Genomic DNA, 18849 nt, shown 5'->3' on the forward strand with positions numbered 1-18849 from the left:
CGAGGGGCGATTCGCTTCACTGAAAGGCGCGCCACGCCATGGCTGACTATCGCAACGTTTGGGCACTCATCGCCGCCGCTGCTTTCCTGCAGCTTGGCGGCGGCATCCTGGGCGTGGTCACGCCGCTCGGCCTGGAAACGCTGGGCGTCTCGCCCGGCATGATCGGGGCGATTGCCGCCGGACATGCGGTCGGTTTCATGGCGGGAGCGTGGACTTCGTCCAATGCGATCATCCTGTTCGGCAATATCCGTGTCTTCTCCGCGGCGGCCGCAGTGTGTGGCGCCAGCGTGCTGGCCATGCAGCTGGCGCTCGATCCGATCGGCTGGACGGTGATCCGGATTGTGCAGGGCGCAGCCTTCGCCTGGATGTTCTCCTCGATCGAATCCTGGCTCGGCGCGACGGTCTCGGCCAAGAGCCGGGGCAGTGTCAGCGGCTTCTACCATCTGATTGCCAAGTGTGCGCTTGTCCTCGGCCCCTTCTTCGTGGCCGGTCTCGCGCCGATCGACTTCCGGCCGTATCTCTGGTGCGCGATCTTCCTCGTCCTGTCGCTGCTGCCGGTCTGCCTGACGCGGCGGGGCGAACCGCCGGCGCCGAGCACTGAATATTTCGGCATTGTCCGGCTCTTCCATCTTGCGCCGGCCGCCGTGATCGCGGTCTTCCTTGCGGGCATCATCAATAGCGGCACGCTGGCCCTGCTGCCGATCTATGCCGGGGTTGCCCTGCCGGACGTGGTCGGCGGTGCGACTGGTGCGGCTGCGCTCGCTGCAGCCGCAGCCTGGGTTGGCGGGCTGATCAGCCAGTGGCCGGCCGGGCGCATCTCCGACCATATCGACCGGCGCCTCGTGATTGCGGTGATGGCGGCGATTGCCGGGGCGGCGGCGCTGGTCCTCGGCCTGTTTCCGGGCCTGCCCTCGCGCACCATCATGATTGTCCTGGCCGTCTGGGGCGCCGGGTCTCTGTCCTTCTACGGGATCGGCGTGGCGCATGCGATCGACCGGGCCGAAACCCACCAGATTGCGCGGGTCATGTCCGGACTGCTTTTTGTCTGGGCGGCAGGCTCTGTGATCGGGCCGCCGCTGTCGGGCTTTGCGTTCAAACTGCCATTTACCCAGGGCGGACTGTTTCTTCTGGCTGCAATTCTGTCCGGCGTCCTGTGTTTCACGATGCTTATTCGCCGGGCGGCGCGCAAGGATGTGCCTCAGGAAGCGCAGGAACCGTGGAAAATTACCCTTCCATCCACAGCGGAAGTTACAGAAATGGACCCCCGCACGGGTTAGGAAAAGCTCAGTCCAGAAAGCGGACCCATTCGGTTGCGCCTCTGTTCTGCAGTGTTATAAGGCCACGAGTTTTCAGAGGGCCCAGCCGGCCCTGACCCGCCATTGATCCAAGAGGCCAATTCCACCCATGAACATTCACGAATATCAGGCCAAAGCTGTCCTGAAGTCCTACGGTGCGCCTGTCGCAGACGGTGTCCCGGTGCTCTCGCTCGATGATGTCCAGAAGGCCGTCGACAGCCTTCCAGGCCCGCTCTGGGTCGTCAAAAGCCAGATCCATGCTGGCGGGCGCGGCAAGGGCAAGTTCGTGGAATCCGCAGCCGGTGAGAAGGGTGGCGTTCGCCTCGCCTTCAAAAAGGAAGAGGTGATGGAACATGCCAAGCAGATGCTCGGCAATCATCTCGTCACCGCGCAGACCAGCAAGGACGGCAAGCAGGTCAACCGCCTCTATATCGAAGACGGTGCCGACATCGACCGCGAGCTCTATCTCTCCGTCCTGATCGACCGTGCGACCGGTAAGCCGGCTTTCGTCGTCTCGACCGAAGGCGGCATGGACATTGAGGCGGTCGCCGACGAGACGCCTGAGAAGATCCTGACGCTGCCGATCGACCCGATGGCTGGTGTGACGGATAAGGACAGCGAGCAGCTCTGCGATGCGCTGAAGCTCGAGGGCGATGCGCGCGCCGACGGCATGAAGCTCTTCCCGACGCTCTACAAGGCGTTCACGGAGAAGGACATGTCGATGCTGGAGATCAATCCGCTCATCGTCATGGAGAACGGCCACCTGCGCGTCCTCGATGCCAAGGTCTCCTTCGACAGCAACGCGCTCTTCCGTCACCCCGACATTGTCGAGCTGCGTGACAAGACCGAAGAAGACGAGAAGGAAATCGAGGCGTCCGAATGGGACCTCGCCTATATCGCGCTCGACGGCACGATTGGCTGCATGGTCAACGGCGCCGGTCTGGCCATGGCGACCATGGACATCATCAAGCTCTATGGCGAGGAGCCGGCGAACTTCTGTGATGTCGGCGGCGGCGCCAATGCCGAGAAGGTCGCAGCGGCCTTCAAGATCATCATGAAGGACCCGAACGTGAAGGGCATCCTGGTGAACATCTTCGGCGGCATCATGAAATGTGACGTCATTGCCGAGGGCGTGATCGAAGCCGTGAAAGAGACCAATCTTTCCGTTCCGCTGGTCGTTCGCCTCGAGGGTACGAATGTCGATGAGGGCAAGGCCATCATCAAGAATTCCGGCCTCAACGTGATCCCCGCCGACGATCTCGACGACGCGGCGAAGAAAATCACCGACGCGGTCAAAGGCTAGAGCTTTTCAAGATTCACCGCGCCCAGACGGCGCGAAACAGTTTCAGGGACCCTATCAATGTCCATCCTTATCGACTCCAATACCAAAGTCATCGTGCAGGGGCTGACCGGCAATACCGGTTCGTTCCACACCAACCAGGCGCTGGAATATTACGGCACCAAGATGGTTGCCGGCACGCACCCGAAGAAGGCCGGCCAGAAATGGACGGCCGACAACGGCACCGAGCTGCCGATCTACGCCAATGCCGGCGAAGCCCGGGAAGCCACCGGCGCGACGGCCTCCGTCATCTATGTGCCGCCCGCCGGCGCTGCGGCCGCCATCGAGGAAGCCATCGATGCGGGTATCGAGCTGATCACCTGCATCACCGAGGGCGTTCCGGTGCTCGACATGGTGCGCGTGAAAGCGAAGCTCGAGAAATCAAACTCGCGCCTGATTGGCCCGAACTGCCCGGGCGTGCTCACCCCGGAAGAGTGCAAGATCGGCATCATGCCGGGCAAGATTTTCCAGAAGGGCTCCGTCGGCGTCGTGTCGCGCTCCGGCACGCTCACTTATGAAGCGGTGTTCCAGACCTCGCAGGCCGGCCTCGGCCAGACGACGGCTGTCGGCATTGGCGGCGACCCGGTCAACGGCACCAACTTCATCGACGTGCTGGAGATGTTCCTCGCAGACGATGCCACCAAATCGATCATCATGATCGGTGAGATTGGCGGCTCGGCCGAGGAAGAAGCCGCCCAGTTCCTGAAGGACGAAGCCAAGAAGGGCCGCAAGAAGCCGATGGTCGGTTTCATCGCGGGCCGTACCGCGCCTCCGGGCCGCACGATGGGCCATGCAGGTGCCATTGTTTCGGGCGGAAAAGGCGACGCGCCGTCCAAGATCGCGGCAATGGAAGAAGCTGGCATCAAGGTGTCACCCAGCCCTGCGCGGCTCGGCGATACCATGGTAGAGGTTCTTAAAGGTTAGTCCCGGACTATATGAGTTCGGATGGCGGCCAGACGAGGCCCGAAAGACCCCGCCGGGCCGTCCATGGAAGTTACGAGGACGGTGTTTAGATGGCAGACGACGGATCACCGGTGACGGGCAAGCGCAGCACGCGGAATTCCGCGATGCTGGACACAGCTTTCCTTTATGGCGGCAGCGCGGTCTGGATCGAGAAGATGCAGGCGGCCTTTGCGCGCGATCCCAATTCCGTGCCGGAAAGCTGGCGGGATTTCTTCCGCGAGCTGGGCGACGAGCAGGGCTCGGCTGAACGCAATGCCGACGGTGCGAGCTGGAAGCGTGACCGCTGGCCGGCCCCGGCCGACGCCGACCAGGTTGCCGCCTTCGATGGCAACTGGGCGATGCTCGAGCCGAAGCTCAAGGACAAGATCAAGTCTGGCAAGCCGGGGGCTTCCGAGGCTGAAATCGAAGTCGCGGTGAAGGATTCGATCCGGGCGCTTATGATGATCCGCGCCTACCGGGTGCGCGGTCACCTGGCGGCCAATCTCGATCCGCTGACCATGCGCGATGTCGATGACCAGCCGGAGCTCGATCCGAAGAGCTACGGTTTCGGTCCGGAGGATACCGACCGCAAGATCTATATCGATGGCTATCTCGGCGTCGATTACGCGACCATCCCGGAAATGGTCGATATCCTGCGCCGAACCTATTGCTCGACCATCGGTGTCGAATTCCAGCACATCTCCTCGCCGGAGGAGAAATCCTGGCTGCAGGAACGCATCGAGGGCCCCGACAAGGGCGTCGCCTTCACCCCGGAAGGCAAGAAGGCAATCCTCGCCAAGCTGGTCGAAGCCGAGACGTTCGAACGCTTCCTGCACCGGCGCTATCCGGGCACGAAGCGTTTTGGCCTTGATGGTGGCGAAGCCGCTGTCCCGGCGCTCGAGCAGATCATCAAGCGCGGCGGTGCGCTTGGCGTGAACGAGATCGTTATCGGCATGCCCCACCGGGGGCGCCTCAACATGCTGGCGGCCGTGATGGGCAAGCCGTATGAGAAGATCTTCCACGAATTCCAGGGCGGCTCGACGCAGGGCGCCGAAGGGTTCGGCTCCGGCGACGTGAAATACCACCTCGGCGCATCCTCGGATCGCAGCTTCGATGGCAATGACGTCCACCTGACCATGAACGCCAACCCGTCTCACCTCGAGGCGGTGAACCCGGTCGTGCTCGGGCGGACCCGCGCCAAGCAGGCGATGGAAGCCGAAGAGACCGAAAAGCTCGACCGCTCGCACAAGCTGCCGCTGCTGCTGCACGGCGATGCGGCGTTTGCCGGTCAGGGCGTCGTGGCGGAGTGTTTCGCGCTGTCGGGCCTGCAGGGCTATCGCACAGGCGGGACGATCCACTTCATCGTCAACAACCAGATCGGCTTCACGACCAGCCCGATGTATTCGCGCTCCTCGCCTTATCCGTCAGACGTTGCGCTGATGGTGCAGGCGCCGATTTTCCATGTGAATGGCGATGACCCGGAAGCGGTGACCTATGTCGCCAAGGTGGCCACCGAATACCGCCAGAAATTCGGCAAGGACGTCGTCATCGACATGTTCTGCTACCGGCGTTTCGGCCACAATGAGGGTGACGAGCCGATGTTCACCCAGCCGGTCATGTACAAGAAGATCAAGGGCCACGAATCGAGCCGCGAGATCTATGCCAGGCGGCTGGTCGAAGAGGGCCTGGTCACGGCTGAAGAGGTCGAGGGCCAGATCAAGGATTTCGAGGATTTCCTCGACAAGGCGTTCGATGAAGGCAAGGGGCTGAAGACCGAGAAGGCCGACTGGCTGGACGGCGAATGGTCCGGCCTCGGCCTGCCTGAAGATGATGAGCGGCGCGGCAAGACCGGCGTCGCCAAGAAGAAGCTGCAGGAGATCGGTGAGACGATCACCACGGTTCCTGAGGGTGTCGAGGTTCACAAGACGCTGAAGCGGGTGATCGATGCACGCAATGAGGCGGTCACCTCCGGCTCCGGCATCGACTGGGCGACGGCTGAGCATATGGCGTTTGCCACGCTGCTCGATGAAGGGTTCCCTGTGCGCCTGTCCGGTCAGGATTCTGCCCGCGGCACCTTCTCACAGCGCCACAGCCATTTTGTCGACCAGAAGACCGGCGAGCGCTACACGCCGCTGAACAATATCTCCGAAGGCCAGGCGCCTTATGAGGTGATTGATTCGCTGCTCTCGGAAGAGGCGGTTCTCGGCTATGAGTATGGCTACTCGCTGGCCGACCCGAATTGCCTGGTCCTCTGGGAAGCGCAATTTGGCGACTTCTATAATGGTGCACAGGTCTATTTCGACCAGTTCATCTCCTCGGCCGAGCGCAAATGGCTTCGGATGAGCGGTCTCGTCTGCCTGCTGCCGCACGGCTATGAAGGGCAGGGCCCGGAGCACTCCTCGGCCCGGCTCGAGCGCTTCCTGCAGATGTGCGCGGAAGACAATATGCAGGTCTGCAACCTGACGACGCCGGCCAACTATTTCCATGCGCTGCGCCGCCAGATCCACCGCGACTTCCGCAAGCCGCTGGTCATCATGACGCCGAAGTCTCTTCTGCGTCACAAGCTGGCGACGTCGGCCATCGACGATTTCAACACGAAATCCTCCTTCCACCGCATTCTGTGGGACGATGCCGAGACGCCGGGCCGCGAAGGCAAGGTGAAGCTGGCCAAGGACAACAAGATCCGCCGCGTCGTCATGTGCTCGGGCAAGGTCTATTATGACCTTTACGAAGCCCGTGAGGAGAAAGGCGCCGACGATATCTACCTGCTGCGCATCGAGCAGTTCTATCCGGTCCCGCGCAAGTCGCTGATGCAGGAACTGAAGCGCTTCAAGCAGGCCGAGATGATCTGGTGCCAGGAAGAGCCCCGCAATATGGGTGGCTGGACCTTCATGCGTGACGAGATCGAGTGGGCCTGCAACCAGGTCGGCTGTGAGCAGCCGCGCCCGAAATATGCCGGCCGTCCGCCGTCGGCGGCGACCGCCACTGGCCTTCTGGCCCAACACAACAAGGAAAAAGATGCTCTCATCGCTGCGGCGCTGGGTGACCAGCCGGTTGAAGACAGCATCGTCTCCGCCTGACCCGAACAAAGGACGAAACGGACAAATCATGACTGACATTGTAGTGCCGCAGCTGGGCGAGAGCGTCACCGAGGCGACCGTCGGACAGTGGCTGAAACAGGCAGGCGACACGGTCTCCAAGGACGAAGTTCTTGTCGAGCTCGAAACCGACAAGGTGTCTGTAGAGGTTGCCGCAACGGCAGATGGCACGCTGTCCGAGATCGTGGCCAATGAAGGCGACACCGTCGAGATCGGCGCCGTGCTCGGCCGGCTTGGCAGCGGGAACGGCGCTGCGGCGAAGTCCGATAATGGTTCAGCCAAGGCCGAAAAAGCCGAGAAGACTGAAGAGGCACCGAAGCAGAAGGCCGAAGCGCCCAAGCCATCCGGCGGCGGCAAGTCGGTCGATGTGCCGGTCCCGGCCATGGGTGAAAGCGTGACCGAGGGCACGATCGGTGAGTTCCTGAAGAAGGTCGGCGACAGCGTCTCCAAGGATGAGACCATCGTCGAGATCGAGACCGACAAGGTCGCGCTCGAAGTCCCGGCAACCGCAGACGGCACGATCGCTGAAATCCTCGTCGATGCCGGCGATACGGTCGGGCCGGGCACGGTCATTGCGCGCATCAGCGAAGGTGGCAGTGCAGCGGCGTCCTCCTCGAAGGAACCCCGCGTGACCGAAGGCGCGCCGACCTCCGAAACCCCCGCCGAAACAGGCGAGTCGGCGTCTGGACAGGAAGACCGCCCGGTCTCCCCGTCCGTGCGCCGCATTTCCTCGGAAGCCGGCGTCGATCCGCAAAAAATCCCCGGCTCGGGCCGTGAAGGCCGCGCCACCAAGGCCGATGCGATGGAGTTTGTGAACAAGGCCGCCCAGTCGGGTGGCAGCCAGCAATCGCAGCAGTCCAAGACGCCCCGTGAAATCGGTCCGCGCGAAGAGCGCGTGAAGATGACGCGCCTGCGCCAGACCATCGCCCGGCGCCTCAAGGAGGCCCAGGACACAGCCGCCATGCTCACCACATTCAACGATGTGGACATGACGGCAGTGATGGATCTGCGCTCACGCTACAAGGAGGCCTTCCTCGACAAGCACGGCGTGAAGCTCGGCTTCATGGGCTTCTTCGTGAAGGCCTGTGTGAATGCGCTGCAGGAAATCCCGGCGGTCAACGCCGAGATCGACGGCACGGACATCATCTACAAGAACCATTACGATATGGGCATCGCGGTCGGCACGGATCGTGGCCTCGTCGTGCCGGTGGTCCGCGACTGTGACGAGCTGTCGATCGCCGGTGTCGAAAAGGAAATCGGCAATCTCGGCAAGAAGGCGCGCGACGGTTCGCTGTCGATTGCCGACATGCAGGGCGGCACCTTCACCATCACCAATGGCGGTGTCTATGGCTCGCTGATGTCGACGCCGATCCTCAACCCGCCGCAATCCGGCGTGCTCGGCATGCACCGCATCGAGCAGCGCCCGGTCGCGATCAATGGCGAGGTGAAGATCCGCCCGATGATGTATCTGGCGCTCTCCTATGACCACCGGATCGTCGACGGCAAGGAAGCCGTGACTTTCCTCGTACGCCTCAAAGAGGCGCTTGAGGATCCGGAACGGATGATCCTCGACGTCTAGGCAAGGATCACACAGATTTTACCGAACTTCGCCCGGCGGCCCATCAGGGTCGCCGGGTTTTCCATGCCCGGATAAGCAACATCTGAAAGACCTGATCGGGCGCGTTGAAGCCGGCTTTGACCATGGCGGATTCCACTTCGTCCGGTGTGTGAGCCGCGAAGTCCCGCCCGAAATTGTCGACATGGGCCGAAACATTTTCCTCGGGGATGTCACTCAAGCGCAGCCCTGCCTGCCAGAGTTGCATAAGCGCTGTGAAGTCTGACGCATGGCGGTCTGCCGCAAGATCAGCCGAAATCAGTGTTCCGCCCGGCGCCAGCCGTTTGACAATCTCCCGGAAGAAGGCGGTGCGCGCCTCGAGGTCGGTCAGGAAGTGAGAGACGAGCAGGGCGGTTGCGCCGTCGAAAACTACCTTTTCCGAAAGGGTGTCGAGATAGCCCGCATGGAAGCTACAGCGCTCGAGCAGGCCAGCCTTGTCGAGCCGCCGTCTTGCGATATCGAGCATGGCGGGCGCTGGGTCCGCGAGCATGAAGTGCCAGCCCGGATTCGCTGCGCCCAGAGTCAGGACTTCCGTTCCGGTGCCGGCTCCGGCGCAGAGAATGCGTGCGTTTTCCGGAAGTTGGGAAAGGCCTAGGCGCGCAATGAGCTGCAAGCCATCGCGCGCGGCCGACATGCCTTCAAACTGTGTGTCATAAATCGCGGCATGCTCTTTTCCGAATGGCTCCATATCGGCACCCCAAAATGTAATAACATCACATATAAGTGTTTCTGGAATGCCGTCAACTGGAAGCGGTCTTCGGTGGTGCGCCTAAATTAGCGTTTGGCTGAGCGAACATCAGGGCCGGCGAACGCCCAGCTCCCAGGCGGCTTCGTCTTCATCGCCTTTCCACGCGGCGTAGGCGACCGATCCCTCAAGTTCGGCGGTCCTCAACAGCGTGACGGGCCAGTCATCCGTGTCGATATTCTCGACATGGATCGGATGGACGCCCCAGAGCAGTTGCGCGCGGCGCAGACGGCCCTCATCGGACGAGCCGTAAAGGATTAGGAAGCGGCCGCGATGCTTCGAGAAATGCGTCAGCCGCCGGGCCGAACCGGTCCGCAGGGCGAGCGCTGACGATTTTTCAGCATAGGCGAGCGCCTGAGCGGCGCGCGCGACGACATCGATGGTCAGCTCGACGCTGCGGTCACCCATGAACTGTTTCAGTGAGTCCCGGTAATCCTCGGCATGTTCGGTCGCCTGGATGATCCGGCTCATAATGGCGACGGCCGTGGCCGGGTGGCGTCCGACAGCGGTCTCGGCCGACAGCATCACGGCATCCACGCCCTGATAGATGGCGGTGGCGACATCGCCGGTTTCCGCGCGCGTCGGCGCGGCATTGTCGATCATGGATTCCAACATCTGCGTGGCGACGATGACGGGACGGCCCTGTGCGCGGGCCGCCCGCACGATGCGACGCTGGATGATGGGCACCTGTTCTGCCGGATACTCCACACCGAGATCGCCGCGTGCCACCATTACCCCGTCGGTAGCCTCCACGATGGCGTCCAAATCATCGATGGCGGCCGGCTTTTCCAGCTTTGCGATCAGCGGCGCGCGCCCGGCAATGATCGCCTGTGCGGTCTGCACATCTTCGACCGACTGCACAAAGCTCAAGGCGACGAGATCGGCGCCGATTTCCATCGCGAAGGCGAGGTCTTCGCGGTCCTTGTCCGTCAGCGCGCTTACAGGCAGCGCTTTTCCCTGCACCGTGAAGCCCTTGCGGTTGCCAAGTTCGCCGGGGAAGTCCGACTTCACTTTCGGCGTGTCACCAGCCCCGGTGACGGTCAGCACGATCATGCCGTCATTGCAGAGCACCCGGTCGCCCACTTCCAGGACCCTGAGAATTTCCGGATGCGGGACGGGAATGGTCTTGGGCTGGTCGGTTTCTCCTGCCGCAATGAGCGTATACTCGCCGCCGAAGTCGAGCTTGAGCTTGCCGTCTGGAAAGTCCCCCACACGCACCTTCGGGCCCTGCAGGTCGGCCAGGACAGCCAAGGGCCGGCCGAGCGCACGCTCTGCCATCCGAACCGCTTCGAGGGACCGGCGATGGTCGTCATGGCTGCCATGGCTGAAATTCAGTCGGAAGATGTCAGCGCCCGCCTCGGCGAGAAGCTGTATAGTGCGCGAGGCGCGGCTTCCGGGGCCGAGCGTGGCGACAATCTTCGCATTCCGCCCGCGAAGACGGGGAAGCCCTGAGCGCATCTCACCCTCCGCTAACAGCCTGCGATCCCTTCTATCCGGATTTCGCCGCGACAAAAAGAGAGCGCTAACATTTTTTCGGCGCCGCCAGCTTGGTCTCGTGATGTCCAGAAGATTCCCGAAAACACGGAACGGAGTCGGTTAAGTCGCCGTTAATTCCACAAGCAGAACGCTTTTAAGGAGAGACGCCATGAAACGAGTATTACTGACGGCCACCGCAGCCATTGCGCTTGCGACCGCTCCCGCCATTGCCCATGAGGTCGAGGGTGACGCGAAAGTCCAGACCGAGGCAGAACTCCAGGCGCCTGAAGCGGCAGATGTTACCACCAAGGTAAAAACCGAAACCGCCAAGGTGAAAACCGAAGTCGAAAAGGCCGGCAAGACGACAGTTGATGTTGCAAGCGACGTCTCCACAGATGTCGATACGTCAGACGTCGCTGAAGCAGGCACGGCGCCCACCGCCACGGTTGAGGCGGATGCCGGCACTGACGCGACCGAGACAGCCGACGTTGCCACCGAGGTGACGACAAAGGTCAAGGAAGCGAGCACCGAGGCCGCAGAGACCGAGGTGGAGGTCGAGACGGCTGACACTTCCGACGCCGATGCCGAATCCGGTATGGGTGGTGAATTCTATGAGAACGAAGCGGATGCTGCGGCAGATGCCGACCTCGAAGCGGATGTTGAAGCCGATACGTCCAGCGTCACGACCAAGGTGAAGACCGAGGTCGAAAAGGCTGGCAAAACGGCCTCGGAAATGACGCCCAAGGTCGAAACCGAACTTGATACGGATGCTGATGCGGAAGCCGAGACGGAAGCTGAAGCTGATGCTGGTATGGGCGGCGAATATTATGAGAACGAAGCTGACGCCGCTGCCGATGCCGATCTCGATACGGATGTGCAAGTCGAGACTGAACGGTCAGATACAGCCGACGCGGAAGGCGCCGCTGATGTCGAGACCGATGTTGAGGTCAAGACTGATACCGATGCCAAGTCCGAAGACGGCGAAGGTGGCCCCTATGCGGAGACCCGTGACGAGGCGACCGAGCATCTGAACGATCTTGAGGCCATCGCCGATGATGCCGAAGCGGATGCCGCCCAGGACATCGACGACGCCGATACCGAAACATCCATCGAGACGGATGTTGAGATCGAAGGCGAAACCTCGAACTAGGATTTTCCGCCTCTCATCAGAAGGAGCCCCGCGAGCACCCCGCTCAGCGGGGCTTTTTCATGCGGCCCCCTTGGAACATGGGTGGGGGCGCTCTCGTTGATTGGGTAAGCAGAACGCATGAAGGAGAGACGCATGAAACGCGCACTTATGACAGCTACCGCCGCTCTCGCTTTTGCCGCAACGCCGGCTTTCGCCCAGGTCGTTGGTGGCGAGGCAGAGGTCGATACGGATACCCAAATCGAAACCGATTTCGCCAATGATGGCGCCCAGACCCGCACCGGTGTTTCGACCGATGTGAAGATCGACCCGGACAATGAAATGGCTGACTGGGCTGAAGATGCAGAGCCCACGCCGCAGGATGGCCAAGGTGGCCCGTATGCAACCGACCGCGATGACGCTTCGCAGCGCTATGGCACGCTTGCGGGTGAGCCTGAAGCTGAGGCCCAAACGCAAATGACGGCTGAAACCAGCATGGAATGGCTCAGCGAGTATGAAATCGACCAGCTTCAGAAAGCTGGCGCTGCTGACCAGATCGATACGCTCGAAAAAGGCGATGGAAGCTACTAGGCCAGACGCCTGATTTGATGAGAGAGAGCCCCGCACCGCTTGCCGGTTGCGGGGCTTTTTATTGGCCGGAAGAGAAGGCGTCAGGCCTCCAGTTCGACATCCCAGTAGAGATAATCCATCCAGGTCTCGTGCAGGTGGTTCGGCGGGAACCGCCGGCCGATTTCCTGCAGCTGGTAGTTGCTCGGCCGGTCAGGCTTGCGCGTGATATGCATGCCTGACTCGCCCAGCATGCGGCCGCCCTTCTTGAGATTGCAGGGCGAGCAGGCGGTCGCGATGTTCGTCCAGCTCGTGCGTCCGCCTTTCGAGCGCGGCACGACGTGATCGAAGGTCAGTTCCTCGCGCGAGCCGCAATAGACGCACTGGAAGCCGTCGCGCAGGAAGACGTTGAAACGGGTAAAGGCCGGCGACCGGTCCTGGCGCACGAACTCCCGCAGCGCGATAACTGAGGGGAGCCGCATCTCGAAGCTAGGGCTGCGAACGACCGTGTCATATTCCGCGATGATATCGACGCGATCGAGAAAGACCGCTTTCACGACATCCTGCCAGGGCCATAGCGACAGGGGGTAATAGGAAAGAGGGCGGTAGTCCGCGTTCAATACAAGAGCTGGCCGACCCTGGGGCGGGTTTGTCAGGACCTCAGGCATGTCTCAGCCCTCCAATCGTCCTGCACAATGGTCTTTGTGCCTCGCTAGTGAACACGCACCTCCATCGATCTGACGGGATCATTACCGATTCCTGACAACGAGTTTATGACAGTTTCGGTCTTTGGCTAGTGCCTGTTGCCATATAGTCGCGCGAGGCCCGTAAACACTACAGGTCAGCCGCCGCCATCGGCAGCATAGGCTTTCGCGCGTTCGGCGTTGATCCAGGCCCAGAGAAGGTGGGCAGCCACGCCGCGATAGGGCCGCCATGATTCGGCGCGTTCGGAGAAAGCCCTGGAGTCGAGGCGGGCCTCTGATTCGCTGAGCAGCCGGTAGGATTCCATCAGGCCGACATCGCCGACTGGAAACGCATCCAGCCGACCGCACGCCATGAGGAAAAGGTCTGCCGTCCAGGGCCCGATCCCTTTTACAGCGATGAGTTCAGCGCGTGCCTCCTCCATCCCTGCCTTGTGCACGCGCTCAAGGTCCAGCTCACCGGACTCGATGGCCTCTGCAATGGAGCGCAGGTGGCGGATTTTCGGGCGCGACAGGCCGCAGGCGCGAAGGGCCTCTTCATCCTCACCAAGGACGGTGTGCGTATGGACGGTGCCGAGGCGGGCCTCGACGCGGTCCCAGATCGTGCGGGCGGCCTTGGTGGTGATCTGCTGGAAGGCGATCATGCGGGCAATAACGGCGTATTCCGGCTGGCCGACCCGCCATTGCGGAACGCCATAGGCGGCAAAAGCGGCGGCCAGCGCCGGATCGCGCTCGGAAAGCCATCCACAGGCGCCGAGCAGGACATCGGAGTTCGGTGCGGTCATGGGGAAATGTAAACGCGGACGCTCGTACGCGGCAACCGGGCCCGATTGCGAGGCGTCGCTCATCCAGTCTATACTCCCGCCAGCGATACAAAAAGGACGGGAGGATTATCATGGCCGATGGACACGCCGCAGGCGCGCCGCGCGCCCAGTTCCGCGAAATGCTCGAAGGCACGAAGGAAGACTGGGAAATAATCGCGGAGAACGCGAAGATCTTCAACAAAGGCCTAGCAAAGCGCGTCCTCGACCATTTGCGCTTGCTGGACGGCGACTATGGCGGCTTCCCGATCGACCGGCTGGAGCATTCGTTGCAGACCGCCACGCGCGCGCACCGCGATGGCCGGGACGAGGAATATGTTGTCTGCGCCCTGCTGCATGATATCGGCGATACGCTCGGCAGCATGAACCATCCCGATGTCGCTGCTGCGATCCTCAAGCCCTTCGTTTCGGAGGAAAATCTCTGGATGGTCGCCAATCACGGCGCGTTCCAGGGCTATTACTTCTTCGAGTATCTCGGTCTCGACAAGAATATGCGCGAACAGTTCAAGGACAGCCCGCATTACCAGCGCTGCGCCGAGTTCTGCCATAAATACGACCAGGCCGCCTTCGATCCGGATTATGAGAGCGAGCCGCTGGAATTCTTCGAGCCGATGGTGGAGCGCGTGTTTTCCAAACCGAAGAATTCAATGTACCTGCGCAAACAGGCCTAACCAGCTGCCGCTACAGATCATCGCGGGTGCGGCCCTGGGCAGCAAGGCCCTCGTCGAGCAGACGGTCCGAGGCGGTTTCCAGTTCCGCCTTAAGGCGGGCGAACATGGCCTTGCGGTCGAGCCCGGCCTCGATCGGTGGCAGGGCCTCATAGATGACGAGTCCGGGCCGCCGGGTGAGGCCGCGCGCGGGCCAGCAAAGGCCGGAATTCGTGGCCAGCGGCAGAACCGGCACGTTGACCGCCCCATAAAGCCCGGTGAGGCCCGCGGCCTTGTAATCCGGGTCTGCGCCGGGCTTTGTCCGCGTGCCTTCCGGATAGATCAGGATCTGGCGGCCTTCCTCGGCGCGGGCCTTGCCCTGTTTCTGCAGCATTTTCATCGTACGGGACACGCCCGATCGGTCGATGGCGATCATCTTCGTCTTCAGCGCGTACCAGCCGAGCGCCGGATACCAGAGCAGTTCGCGTTTCATGATCACAGCTGGATCGCGAAACAGGATGAAGGGGATGAAGACGTCCAGCATCGCCTGGTGCTTGCCGGCAATTAGCAGGGGCCCGTCAGGGATGTGCTCGCGCCCGCGCAGCTCGACGCGCACGCCGCAGATCAGTCTGAGGCCGACACGCAGGTATTGTGCAAACAGGCCGATGGCGCGGATGGCGAAGCGCCTCGGTAGCAGCATGGTCGGCAGGGCGGTGATACCGATAACCGCCATCCCGCCATAAAGCCAGATAACGAAAATGATCGAGCGGAGTGTATTCACAGCACCGCCTTTAGCGCGTGATTGACGGTCCCGCCAGCGGCTGTGCGCGCCGCAAGCCCGGCCGCGATGGGTGTGACCACCAGGATGACGAAGTCCCAGAAATCAAGCGAAAGCTGTGGCAGCAACTGGCTTTGGGCCCCAGCGCTCTGGGCAGAGAAGACGATAAGCGCCGTGACAGCGAGCGCGAAGACAGAGCCTGCTGCACCGGCTTTCAGACCGAGCGTCCAGAAACGCCGCTCGAAGAGCTGCGCGATGAAGCGGTCTTCTGCGCCGGCCAGGTGCAGCACGTCGACAATGTCCTTGCGTGCGAGCAAAGCGGCATGGGTGGCAAAGGCGATGACGGCGATGGCTGTGGCCGTCAGCAGGACGACGACGCCGATGGCGGCCACGCGCAGCGTGCCAAGTGCGCGGCGTGCCTCGGCGGCGTAATCGGAATGGGATTCTGCGACAGCCGTGTAGCCGGCCGATGTCAGCGTGTTCGTGACGGAGGCGGCCGTCGTCACACTGTCCGGCGTGGTTTCTACCGCAATCAGCAGGGGTAGGGGAACGCCAGCCGGAATGCCGCCAGGGCCGAAGGAGGGCTCGAGCAGCCGCTCCATCTCCTCGTGTGACAGCACGTCGGCACGCGTTACGCCGTCCAGCCCGCGAATGAGCGAGGCGGCTTCATCGGCTCCGCGCCGGTCAGTATCACTGAGCCGGACCGTCATTTCGCCTTCGACCTGGGCCGACCAGGCCTGCGCCGCTGTGTAGGTTCCCCGGGCGGTCAGCGTGGCGAGCACGGCGAGAAAGCAGAGCGCGGCGACCACGAAGAAAAGCGCGGCTTCCCGGGCATCACTTTCCGGCAGGAGGGGGGTCGGTTTCGACATCAGGCAGGCTGGTGTTCCACGTCTCTGACGATGAGGCCATGCTGAAGGCGCAGGACCGGCGCATCGAACTCACGGATGAGGGCCAGATCATGCGTGGCAATAATGACAGTCGTGCCGACACGGCGGTTCAGCTCGACAAAGAGGCGGAAGATGCGCTGGCCCATTTCAGGGTCGACATTGCCGGTCGGTTCATCGGCGATCAACAGGTCGGGTTTGTTGATCAGGGCCCGGGCGATGGCGAGACGCTGCTGCTCGCCCCCTGAAAGGGAGCGGGGCAGGGCATGCATGCGCTCCCCGAGGCCGACCCAGCGCAGCAGGTCGACCACTTCGTCGCGATAGTCGCTCTCCTTCTGGCCGAGCACACGCAGCGGCAGGGCGACATTCTCGAAGGCGGTGAGGTGGTCGAGCAGGCGGAAGTCCTGAAAGACGACGCCGATCCGGCGGCGGAGTGCTGAAAGCTGTCTGCGTTTGAGCGCGCTCGTCTGCAGGCCGAAGAGGCGGACTTCGCCGTGCGTGGGCGCATGCGCGAGGTAGAGCAGTTTCAGCAGAGAGGACTTGCCTGCCCCGGAGGCTCCGGTCAAAAAGGTGAAGGATCCCGGCTTGAGACGGATATCGAGGTCGCTCAGGACCTCGTCAGCCGTGTCATAGCGCAGGGATACACCGTTGAGTTCGACAGCCGGTTCCCCGGTCATATCTGGCCTGAAACGGTTCATTAACGACCTTTCAATCCTGCAAGGTTGTAATCGACTATTCCAGCGAATTGCGCGAATGTCCAAGCCATGATCCTCACCTGCCCGAACTGCGAAACCCAGTATTTCGCCGATGAATCGACAATTGGTGAATCGGGCCGCACGGTGAAGTGCGCAGCCTGCGATCATTCATGGTTTGTCGGACCGGAAGGCCAGACGCAAGGCGAGAAAGGCCCGATTGCGGGCGCGCATGAAGCGTATCGCGAAAAAGTCCGCCAGCGCCGCCTCAAGGCGAGCCGGTCCGCGGCGGTCATGGCGTGGGTAGTGGTCGGCTGCCTGTTCGGAGCGAGCATTGCAGGTGGCGTGATCTTCCGCGACCGGGTGGTCGAGGCCTGGCCGCAATCGGCGGCGACCTTCAAGGCCGTTGGCCTGGATGTGAACCGCTTTGGGCTGGAGTTCCTCGATACCGAAGCCGAGCGCTATTTCGAGGGCACGACGCCAATCCTCGAGATTACCGGCCAGGTCGAGAATGTTTCGGGCCGTGAGCGCGCATCACCTTATGTGCGAGTGCTGCTGCTCGATGAAGGGGGCGACACCATCGGCGAATCCTTTGCGCCCATCACGCCCGAGCAGATCCCGCCGGGCCGGACGGCGACCTTTTCGACCCGCGTGGAAAACCCGCCCTTCGAGGCATTCGAACTTGAATTGCAGTTCGCAACCGAATCCGAAGCCAGTCAGGCCAACCGGTCGGTTGCCAATGCCAGACAGACAAGCGAGTCGCCGGCGGCCGGAGGCGTGGATTGAGCGAAGAGACCCCGAAGATCGACATCGTCCTTCCTGAAGAGACGTTGATGGCCCGCGTCGAGGAGCTGGCCGACCGGCTGGCCCCACGGCTGACAGGCGAGTGGACGGCGATCAACATCCTGATCGGGGCAACGCCCTTCACCAGTGACCTGCTAAAGGCGCTCGCGCGGCGCGGCATCCATCCGGTGCTCGATGCGCTGTGGCTGGAAAGCTACCGAGACGAGCGTGAGAGCTCCGGCCGGGTACTCGTGCGGGCGGACATTGTCCGGCCTGTGAAGGATCGCGGCGTGCTCATCATCGATGATGTGTTCGATACCGGCCGTACGCTCGCCTTTGCCCGGTCGCACATGCTGGCCAAGGGCGCGCGCGAAGTGATCACGGTTGCCCTCGCCCGCAAGCCATGGGCGCCGGAGGGCGAGGAGGATGTCGACTTCCACGCCTTCGACGCGCCACCGCGCTTTCTGGTCGGTTACGGCATGGACGACGCGGGCAAGTATCGCGGCCTGCCCTATATCGGCGCGCTCGATTAGGCCGGGACGGCCTTTGACAGCCAGTCTAGAATGTCTGCGGTGACCTTGTCGGTGCCAGGCTCATCGACAATCCAGTGGGCATGGTCGGCATATTCGAGATAGTCGCCCTTTATCCCGGCATTCGCATATTTCTCGCCCACCTTGCGCACAGCCTTGACCGGTGTCGCGCGGTCCTTCTTCGCGCCGATGGTGAGCGTCGGGATGGTGACCTGCTGCTCGTCGATCGGGTCGGGCTCGCCAAGATCGGCGTAGACATTGCCTGAATCGTAGCGGGCCAGCTTGTAGATCGCCTCGTGGCGGTCTTTCGGGACCTCATTCAGGACGCCCCATTTGAAGCCGAACTTGCCGACCTTGTAGCTGTTATCGGGCACATTCTTCTGCCCCTTCTTGAGCACGCTCCAGAAGGTGATCATCAGGCGCAGGTCCTGGACCTGGCAGTCCGGTGTCTGGGCTGGGGTAAGGAAGACTGCGGCCTTTGCGTCACCGCGTGCCGCCAGGTGCTGGGCGATCAGGCCGCCCATGGAATGGCCCATCACAACGGGCTTTTCACCTGTCTCTTCAGCGAGTTTCCGCGCCGCCTCGGACATCCGCTCGATATAGTCGGACAGGTGGAGGTCCTTCAGGTCTTCGGGCGGGTCGTCGATGGTGCGCTTGTCGGGATAGAGTGTCGGCGCCTCGACCCGCCAGCCATTCTGCTCGAAGGCGCCGCGCATACGGTCCCACACCTCGCCGCCACAGCCGACGCCGTGCACCATCAGGATTGTTTTCGCCAAATCGTTCGCCCTCCCATGGCCGTTACAGCGAAGC

Annotated in this window: 18 protein-coding genes; 10 read left to right on the forward strand and 8 right to left on the reverse strand. The window is 62.3% G+C overall.

Annotated elements, in window-relative coordinates; all coding sequences use genetic code 11:
* Nucleotides 1-38: 38 nt before the first annotated feature.
* From Q1K29_RS04185 to odhB, 5 genes are all read left to right on the forward strand, one after another.
* Complete coding sequence (locus Q1K29_RS04185) at nucleotides 39-1277, forward strand: MFS transporter (RefSeq protein ID WP_300391697.1); 1239 nt, start codon at nucleotides 39-41, stop codon at nucleotides 1275-1277.
* 127 nt (nucleotides 1278-1404) lie between these two features.
* On the forward strand, nucleotides 1405-2598 hold the full coding sequence (gene sucC, locus Q1K29_RS04190; RefSeq protein ID WP_300391698.1) for an ADP-forming succinate--CoA ligase subunit beta: 1194 nt from the start codon (nucleotides 1405-1407) through the stop codon (nucleotides 2596-2598).
* A 57-nt stretch (nucleotides 2599-2655) separates the two neighbouring features.
* Nucleotides 2656-3558: a succinate--CoA ligase subunit alpha gene (gene sucD, locus Q1K29_RS04195; protein ID WP_300391699.1), complete on the forward strand. Its 903-nt coding sequence runs from the start codon at nucleotides 2656-2658 to the stop codon at nucleotides 3556-3558.
* 89 nt (nucleotides 3559-3647) lie between these two features.
* Complete coding sequence (locus tag Q1K29_RS04200; protein WP_300391700.1) at nucleotides 3648-6656, forward strand: 2-oxoglutarate dehydrogenase E1 component; 3009 nt, start codon at nucleotides 3648-3650, stop codon at nucleotides 6654-6656.
* A gap of 28 nt (nucleotides 6657-6684) precedes the next feature.
* Nucleotides 6685-8253 carry a 2-oxoglutarate dehydrogenase complex dihydrolipoyllysine-residue succinyltransferase gene (gene odhB, locus Q1K29_RS04205; protein WP_300391701.1) on the forward strand — a complete coding sequence of 523 codons (1569 nt, stop codon included), beginning with the start codon at nucleotides 6685-6687 and terminating at the stop codon, nucleotides 8251-8253.
* A gap of 43 nt (nucleotides 8254-8296) precedes the next feature.
* On the opposite strand, the gene Q1K29_RS04210 is transcribed toward odhB, so the two are convergent.
* Nucleotides 8297-8977 carry a class I SAM-dependent methyltransferase gene (locus tag Q1K29_RS04210; RefSeq protein ID WP_300391702.1) on the reverse strand — a complete coding sequence of 227 codons (681 nt, stop codon included), beginning with the start codon at nucleotides 8975-8977 and terminating at the stop codon, nucleotides 8297-8299.
* Nucleotides 8978-9085: 108 nt separating this feature from the next.
* The gene (pyk, locus tag Q1K29_RS04215; protein ID WP_300391703.1) at nucleotides 9086-10492 is read right to left on the reverse strand and encodes a pyruvate kinase; all 1407 of its coding nucleotides are present in this window, start codon (nucleotides 10490-10492) and stop codon (nucleotides 9086-9088) included.
* A gap of 187 nt (nucleotides 10493-10679) precedes the next feature.
* Between pyk and Q1K29_RS04220 the strand changes: the two genes are divergently transcribed.
* Together Q1K29_RS04220 and Q1K29_RS04225 are read left to right on the forward strand one after the other, a co-directional pair.
* Nucleotides 10680-11660, forward strand: a complete 981-nt coding sequence (locus Q1K29_RS04220) for a hypothetical protein (protein WP_300391704.1) — start codon at nucleotides 10680-10682, stop codon at nucleotides 11658-11660.
* 132 nt (nucleotides 11661-11792) lie between these two features.
* Nucleotides 11793-12227, forward strand: coding sequence for a hypothetical protein (locus Q1K29_RS04225; protein ID WP_300391705.1), 435 nt, complete (start codon nucleotides 11793-11795; stop codon nucleotides 12225-12227).
* 80 nt (nucleotides 12228-12307) lie between these two features.
* Here Q1K29_RS04225 and Q1K29_RS04230 read toward each other — a convergent pair whose 3' ends face one another.
* Both Q1K29_RS04230 and Q1K29_RS04235 read right to left on the reverse strand, forming a co-directional pair.
* A complete protein-coding gene (locus Q1K29_RS04230) occupies nucleotides 12308-12871 on the reverse strand; it encodes an HNH endonuclease (RefSeq protein WP_300391706.1) in 564 nt (187 codons plus the stop codon).
* A gap of 173 nt (nucleotides 12872-13044) precedes the next feature.
* Entirely contained in the window at nucleotides 13045-13689 is a 645-nt protein-coding gene (locus tag Q1K29_RS04235) for a DNA-3-methyladenine glycosylase 2 family protein (protein WP_300391707.1), read from the reverse strand.
* A gap of 110 nt (nucleotides 13690-13799) precedes the next feature.
* On the opposite strand from Q1K29_RS04235, the gene Q1K29_RS04240 reads away from it, so the two are divergent.
* Entirely contained in the window at nucleotides 13800-14396 is a 597-nt protein-coding gene (locus Q1K29_RS04240; protein WP_300391708.1) for an HD domain-containing protein, read from the forward strand.
* A 10-nt stretch (nucleotides 14397-14406) separates the two neighbouring features.
* On the opposite strand, the gene Q1K29_RS04245 is transcribed toward Q1K29_RS04240, so the two are convergent.
* Genes Q1K29_RS04245 through ftsE form a run of 3 tightly spaced genes read right to left on the reverse strand, consistent with a single transcriptional unit; the run spans nucleotide 14407 to nucleotide 16711 of the window.
* On the reverse strand, nucleotides 14407-15153 hold the full coding sequence (locus Q1K29_RS04245) for a lysophospholipid acyltransferase family protein (RefSeq protein WP_300391709.1): 747 nt from the start codon (nucleotides 15151-15153) through the stop codon (nucleotides 14407-14409).
* Complete coding sequence (locus Q1K29_RS04250; protein WP_300391710.1) at nucleotides 15150-16019, reverse strand: FtsX-like permease family protein; 870 nt, start codon at nucleotides 16017-16019, stop codon at nucleotides 15150-15152. The genes Q1K29_RS04245 and Q1K29_RS04250 overlap by 4 nt, the downstream gene beginning before the upstream one ends.
* Nucleotides 16019-16711, reverse strand: coding sequence for a cell division ATP-binding protein FtsE (gene ftsE, locus Q1K29_RS04255; RefSeq protein ID WP_300391711.1), 693 nt, complete (start codon nucleotides 16709-16711; stop codon nucleotides 16019-16021). The genes Q1K29_RS04250 and ftsE overlap by 1 nt, the downstream gene beginning before the upstream one ends.
* Nucleotides 16712-16798: 87 nt before the next feature.
* Here ftsE and Q1K29_RS04260 point away from each other — a divergent pair, with 87 nt between their 5' ends.
* Nucleotides 16799-17512: an MJ0042-type zinc finger domain-containing protein gene (locus Q1K29_RS04260; RefSeq protein WP_300391712.1), complete on the forward strand. Its 714-nt coding sequence runs from the start codon at nucleotides 16799-16801 to the stop codon at nucleotides 17510-17512.
* Entirely contained in the window at nucleotides 17509-18042 is a 534-nt protein-coding gene (locus Q1K29_RS04265) for a phosphoribosyltransferase family protein (protein WP_300391713.1), read from the forward strand. Before Q1K29_RS04260 ends, Q1K29_RS04265 begins: the two co-directional genes overlap by 4 nt.
* Here Q1K29_RS04265 and Q1K29_RS04270 read toward each other — a convergent pair.
* Nucleotides 18039-18815 (reverse strand): alpha/beta hydrolase, encoded by a 777-nt coding sequence (locus Q1K29_RS04270; RefSeq protein ID WP_300391714.1) that lies wholly within the window; start codon nucleotides 18813-18815, stop codon nucleotides 18039-18041. The two genes, Q1K29_RS04265 and Q1K29_RS04270, sit on opposite strands and share 4 nt — an antisense overlap.
* Between the last annotated feature and the right edge of the window lie 34 nt (nucleotides 18816-18849).

It is taken from the genome of Henriciella sp., assembly GCF_029937755.1.
In the GTDB taxonomy this organism is placed as follows: domain Bacteria; phylum Pseudomonadota; class Alphaproteobacteria; order Caulobacterales; family Hyphomonadaceae; genus Henriciella.

Bases quoted from the DNA above. Each gene is read 5' to 3' on its own strand.
- Q1K29_RS04185 (WP_300391697.1), top strand. From the start codon at position 39: ATGGCTGACTATCGCAACGTTTGGGCACTCATCGCCGCCGCTGCTTTC.
- sucC (WP_300391698.1), top strand. From the start codon at position 1,405: ATGAACATTCACGAATATCAGGCCAAAGCTGTCCTGAAGTCCTACGGT.
- sucD (WP_300391699.1), top strand. From the start codon at position 2,656: ATGTCCATCCTTATCGACTCCAATACCAAAGTCATCGTGCAGGGGCTG.
- Q1K29_RS04200 (WP_300391700.1), top strand. From the start codon at position 3,648: ATGGCAGACGACGGATCACCGGTGACGGGCAAGCGCAGCACGCGGAAT.
- odhB (WP_300391701.1), top strand. From the start codon at position 6,685: ATGACTGACATTGTAGTGCCGCAGCTGGGCGAGAGCGTCACCGAGGCG.
- Q1K29_RS04210 (WP_300391702.1), bottom strand. From the start codon at position 8,977: ATGGAGCCATTCGGAAAAGAGCATGCCGCGATTTATGACACACAGTTT.
- pyk (WP_300391703.1), bottom strand. From the start codon at position 10,492: ATGCGCTCAGGGCTTCCCCGTCTTCGCGGGCGGAATGCGAAGATTGTC.
- Q1K29_RS04220 (WP_300391704.1), top strand. From the start codon at position 10,680: ATGAAACGAGTATTACTGACGGCCACCGCAGCCATTGCGCTTGCGACC.
- Q1K29_RS04225 (WP_300391705.1), top strand. From the start codon at position 11,793: ATGAAACGCGCACTTATGACAGCTACCGCCGCTCTCGCTTTTGCCGCA.
- Q1K29_RS04230 (WP_300391706.1), bottom strand. From the start codon at position 12,871: ATGCCTGAGGTCCTGACAAACCCGCCCCAGGGTCGGCCAGCTCTTGTA.
- Q1K29_RS04235 (WP_300391707.1), bottom strand. From the start codon at position 13,689: ATGACCGCACCGAACTCCGATGTCCTGCTCGGCGCCTGTGGATGGCTT.
- Q1K29_RS04240 (WP_300391708.1), top strand. From the start codon at position 13,800: ATGGCCGATGGACACGCCGCAGGCGCGCCGCGCGCCCAGTTCCGCGAA.
- Q1K29_RS04250 (WP_300391710.1), bottom strand. From the start codon at position 16,019: ATGTCGAAACCGACCCCCCTCCTGCCGGAAAGTGATGCCCGGGAAGCC.
- ftsE (WP_300391711.1), bottom strand. From the start codon at position 16,711: ATGACCGGGGAACCGGCTGTCGAACTCAACGGTGTATCCCTGCGCTAT.
- Q1K29_RS04260 (WP_300391712.1), top strand. From the start codon at position 16,799: ATGATCCTCACCTGCCCGAACTGCGAAACCCAGTATTTCGCCGATGAA.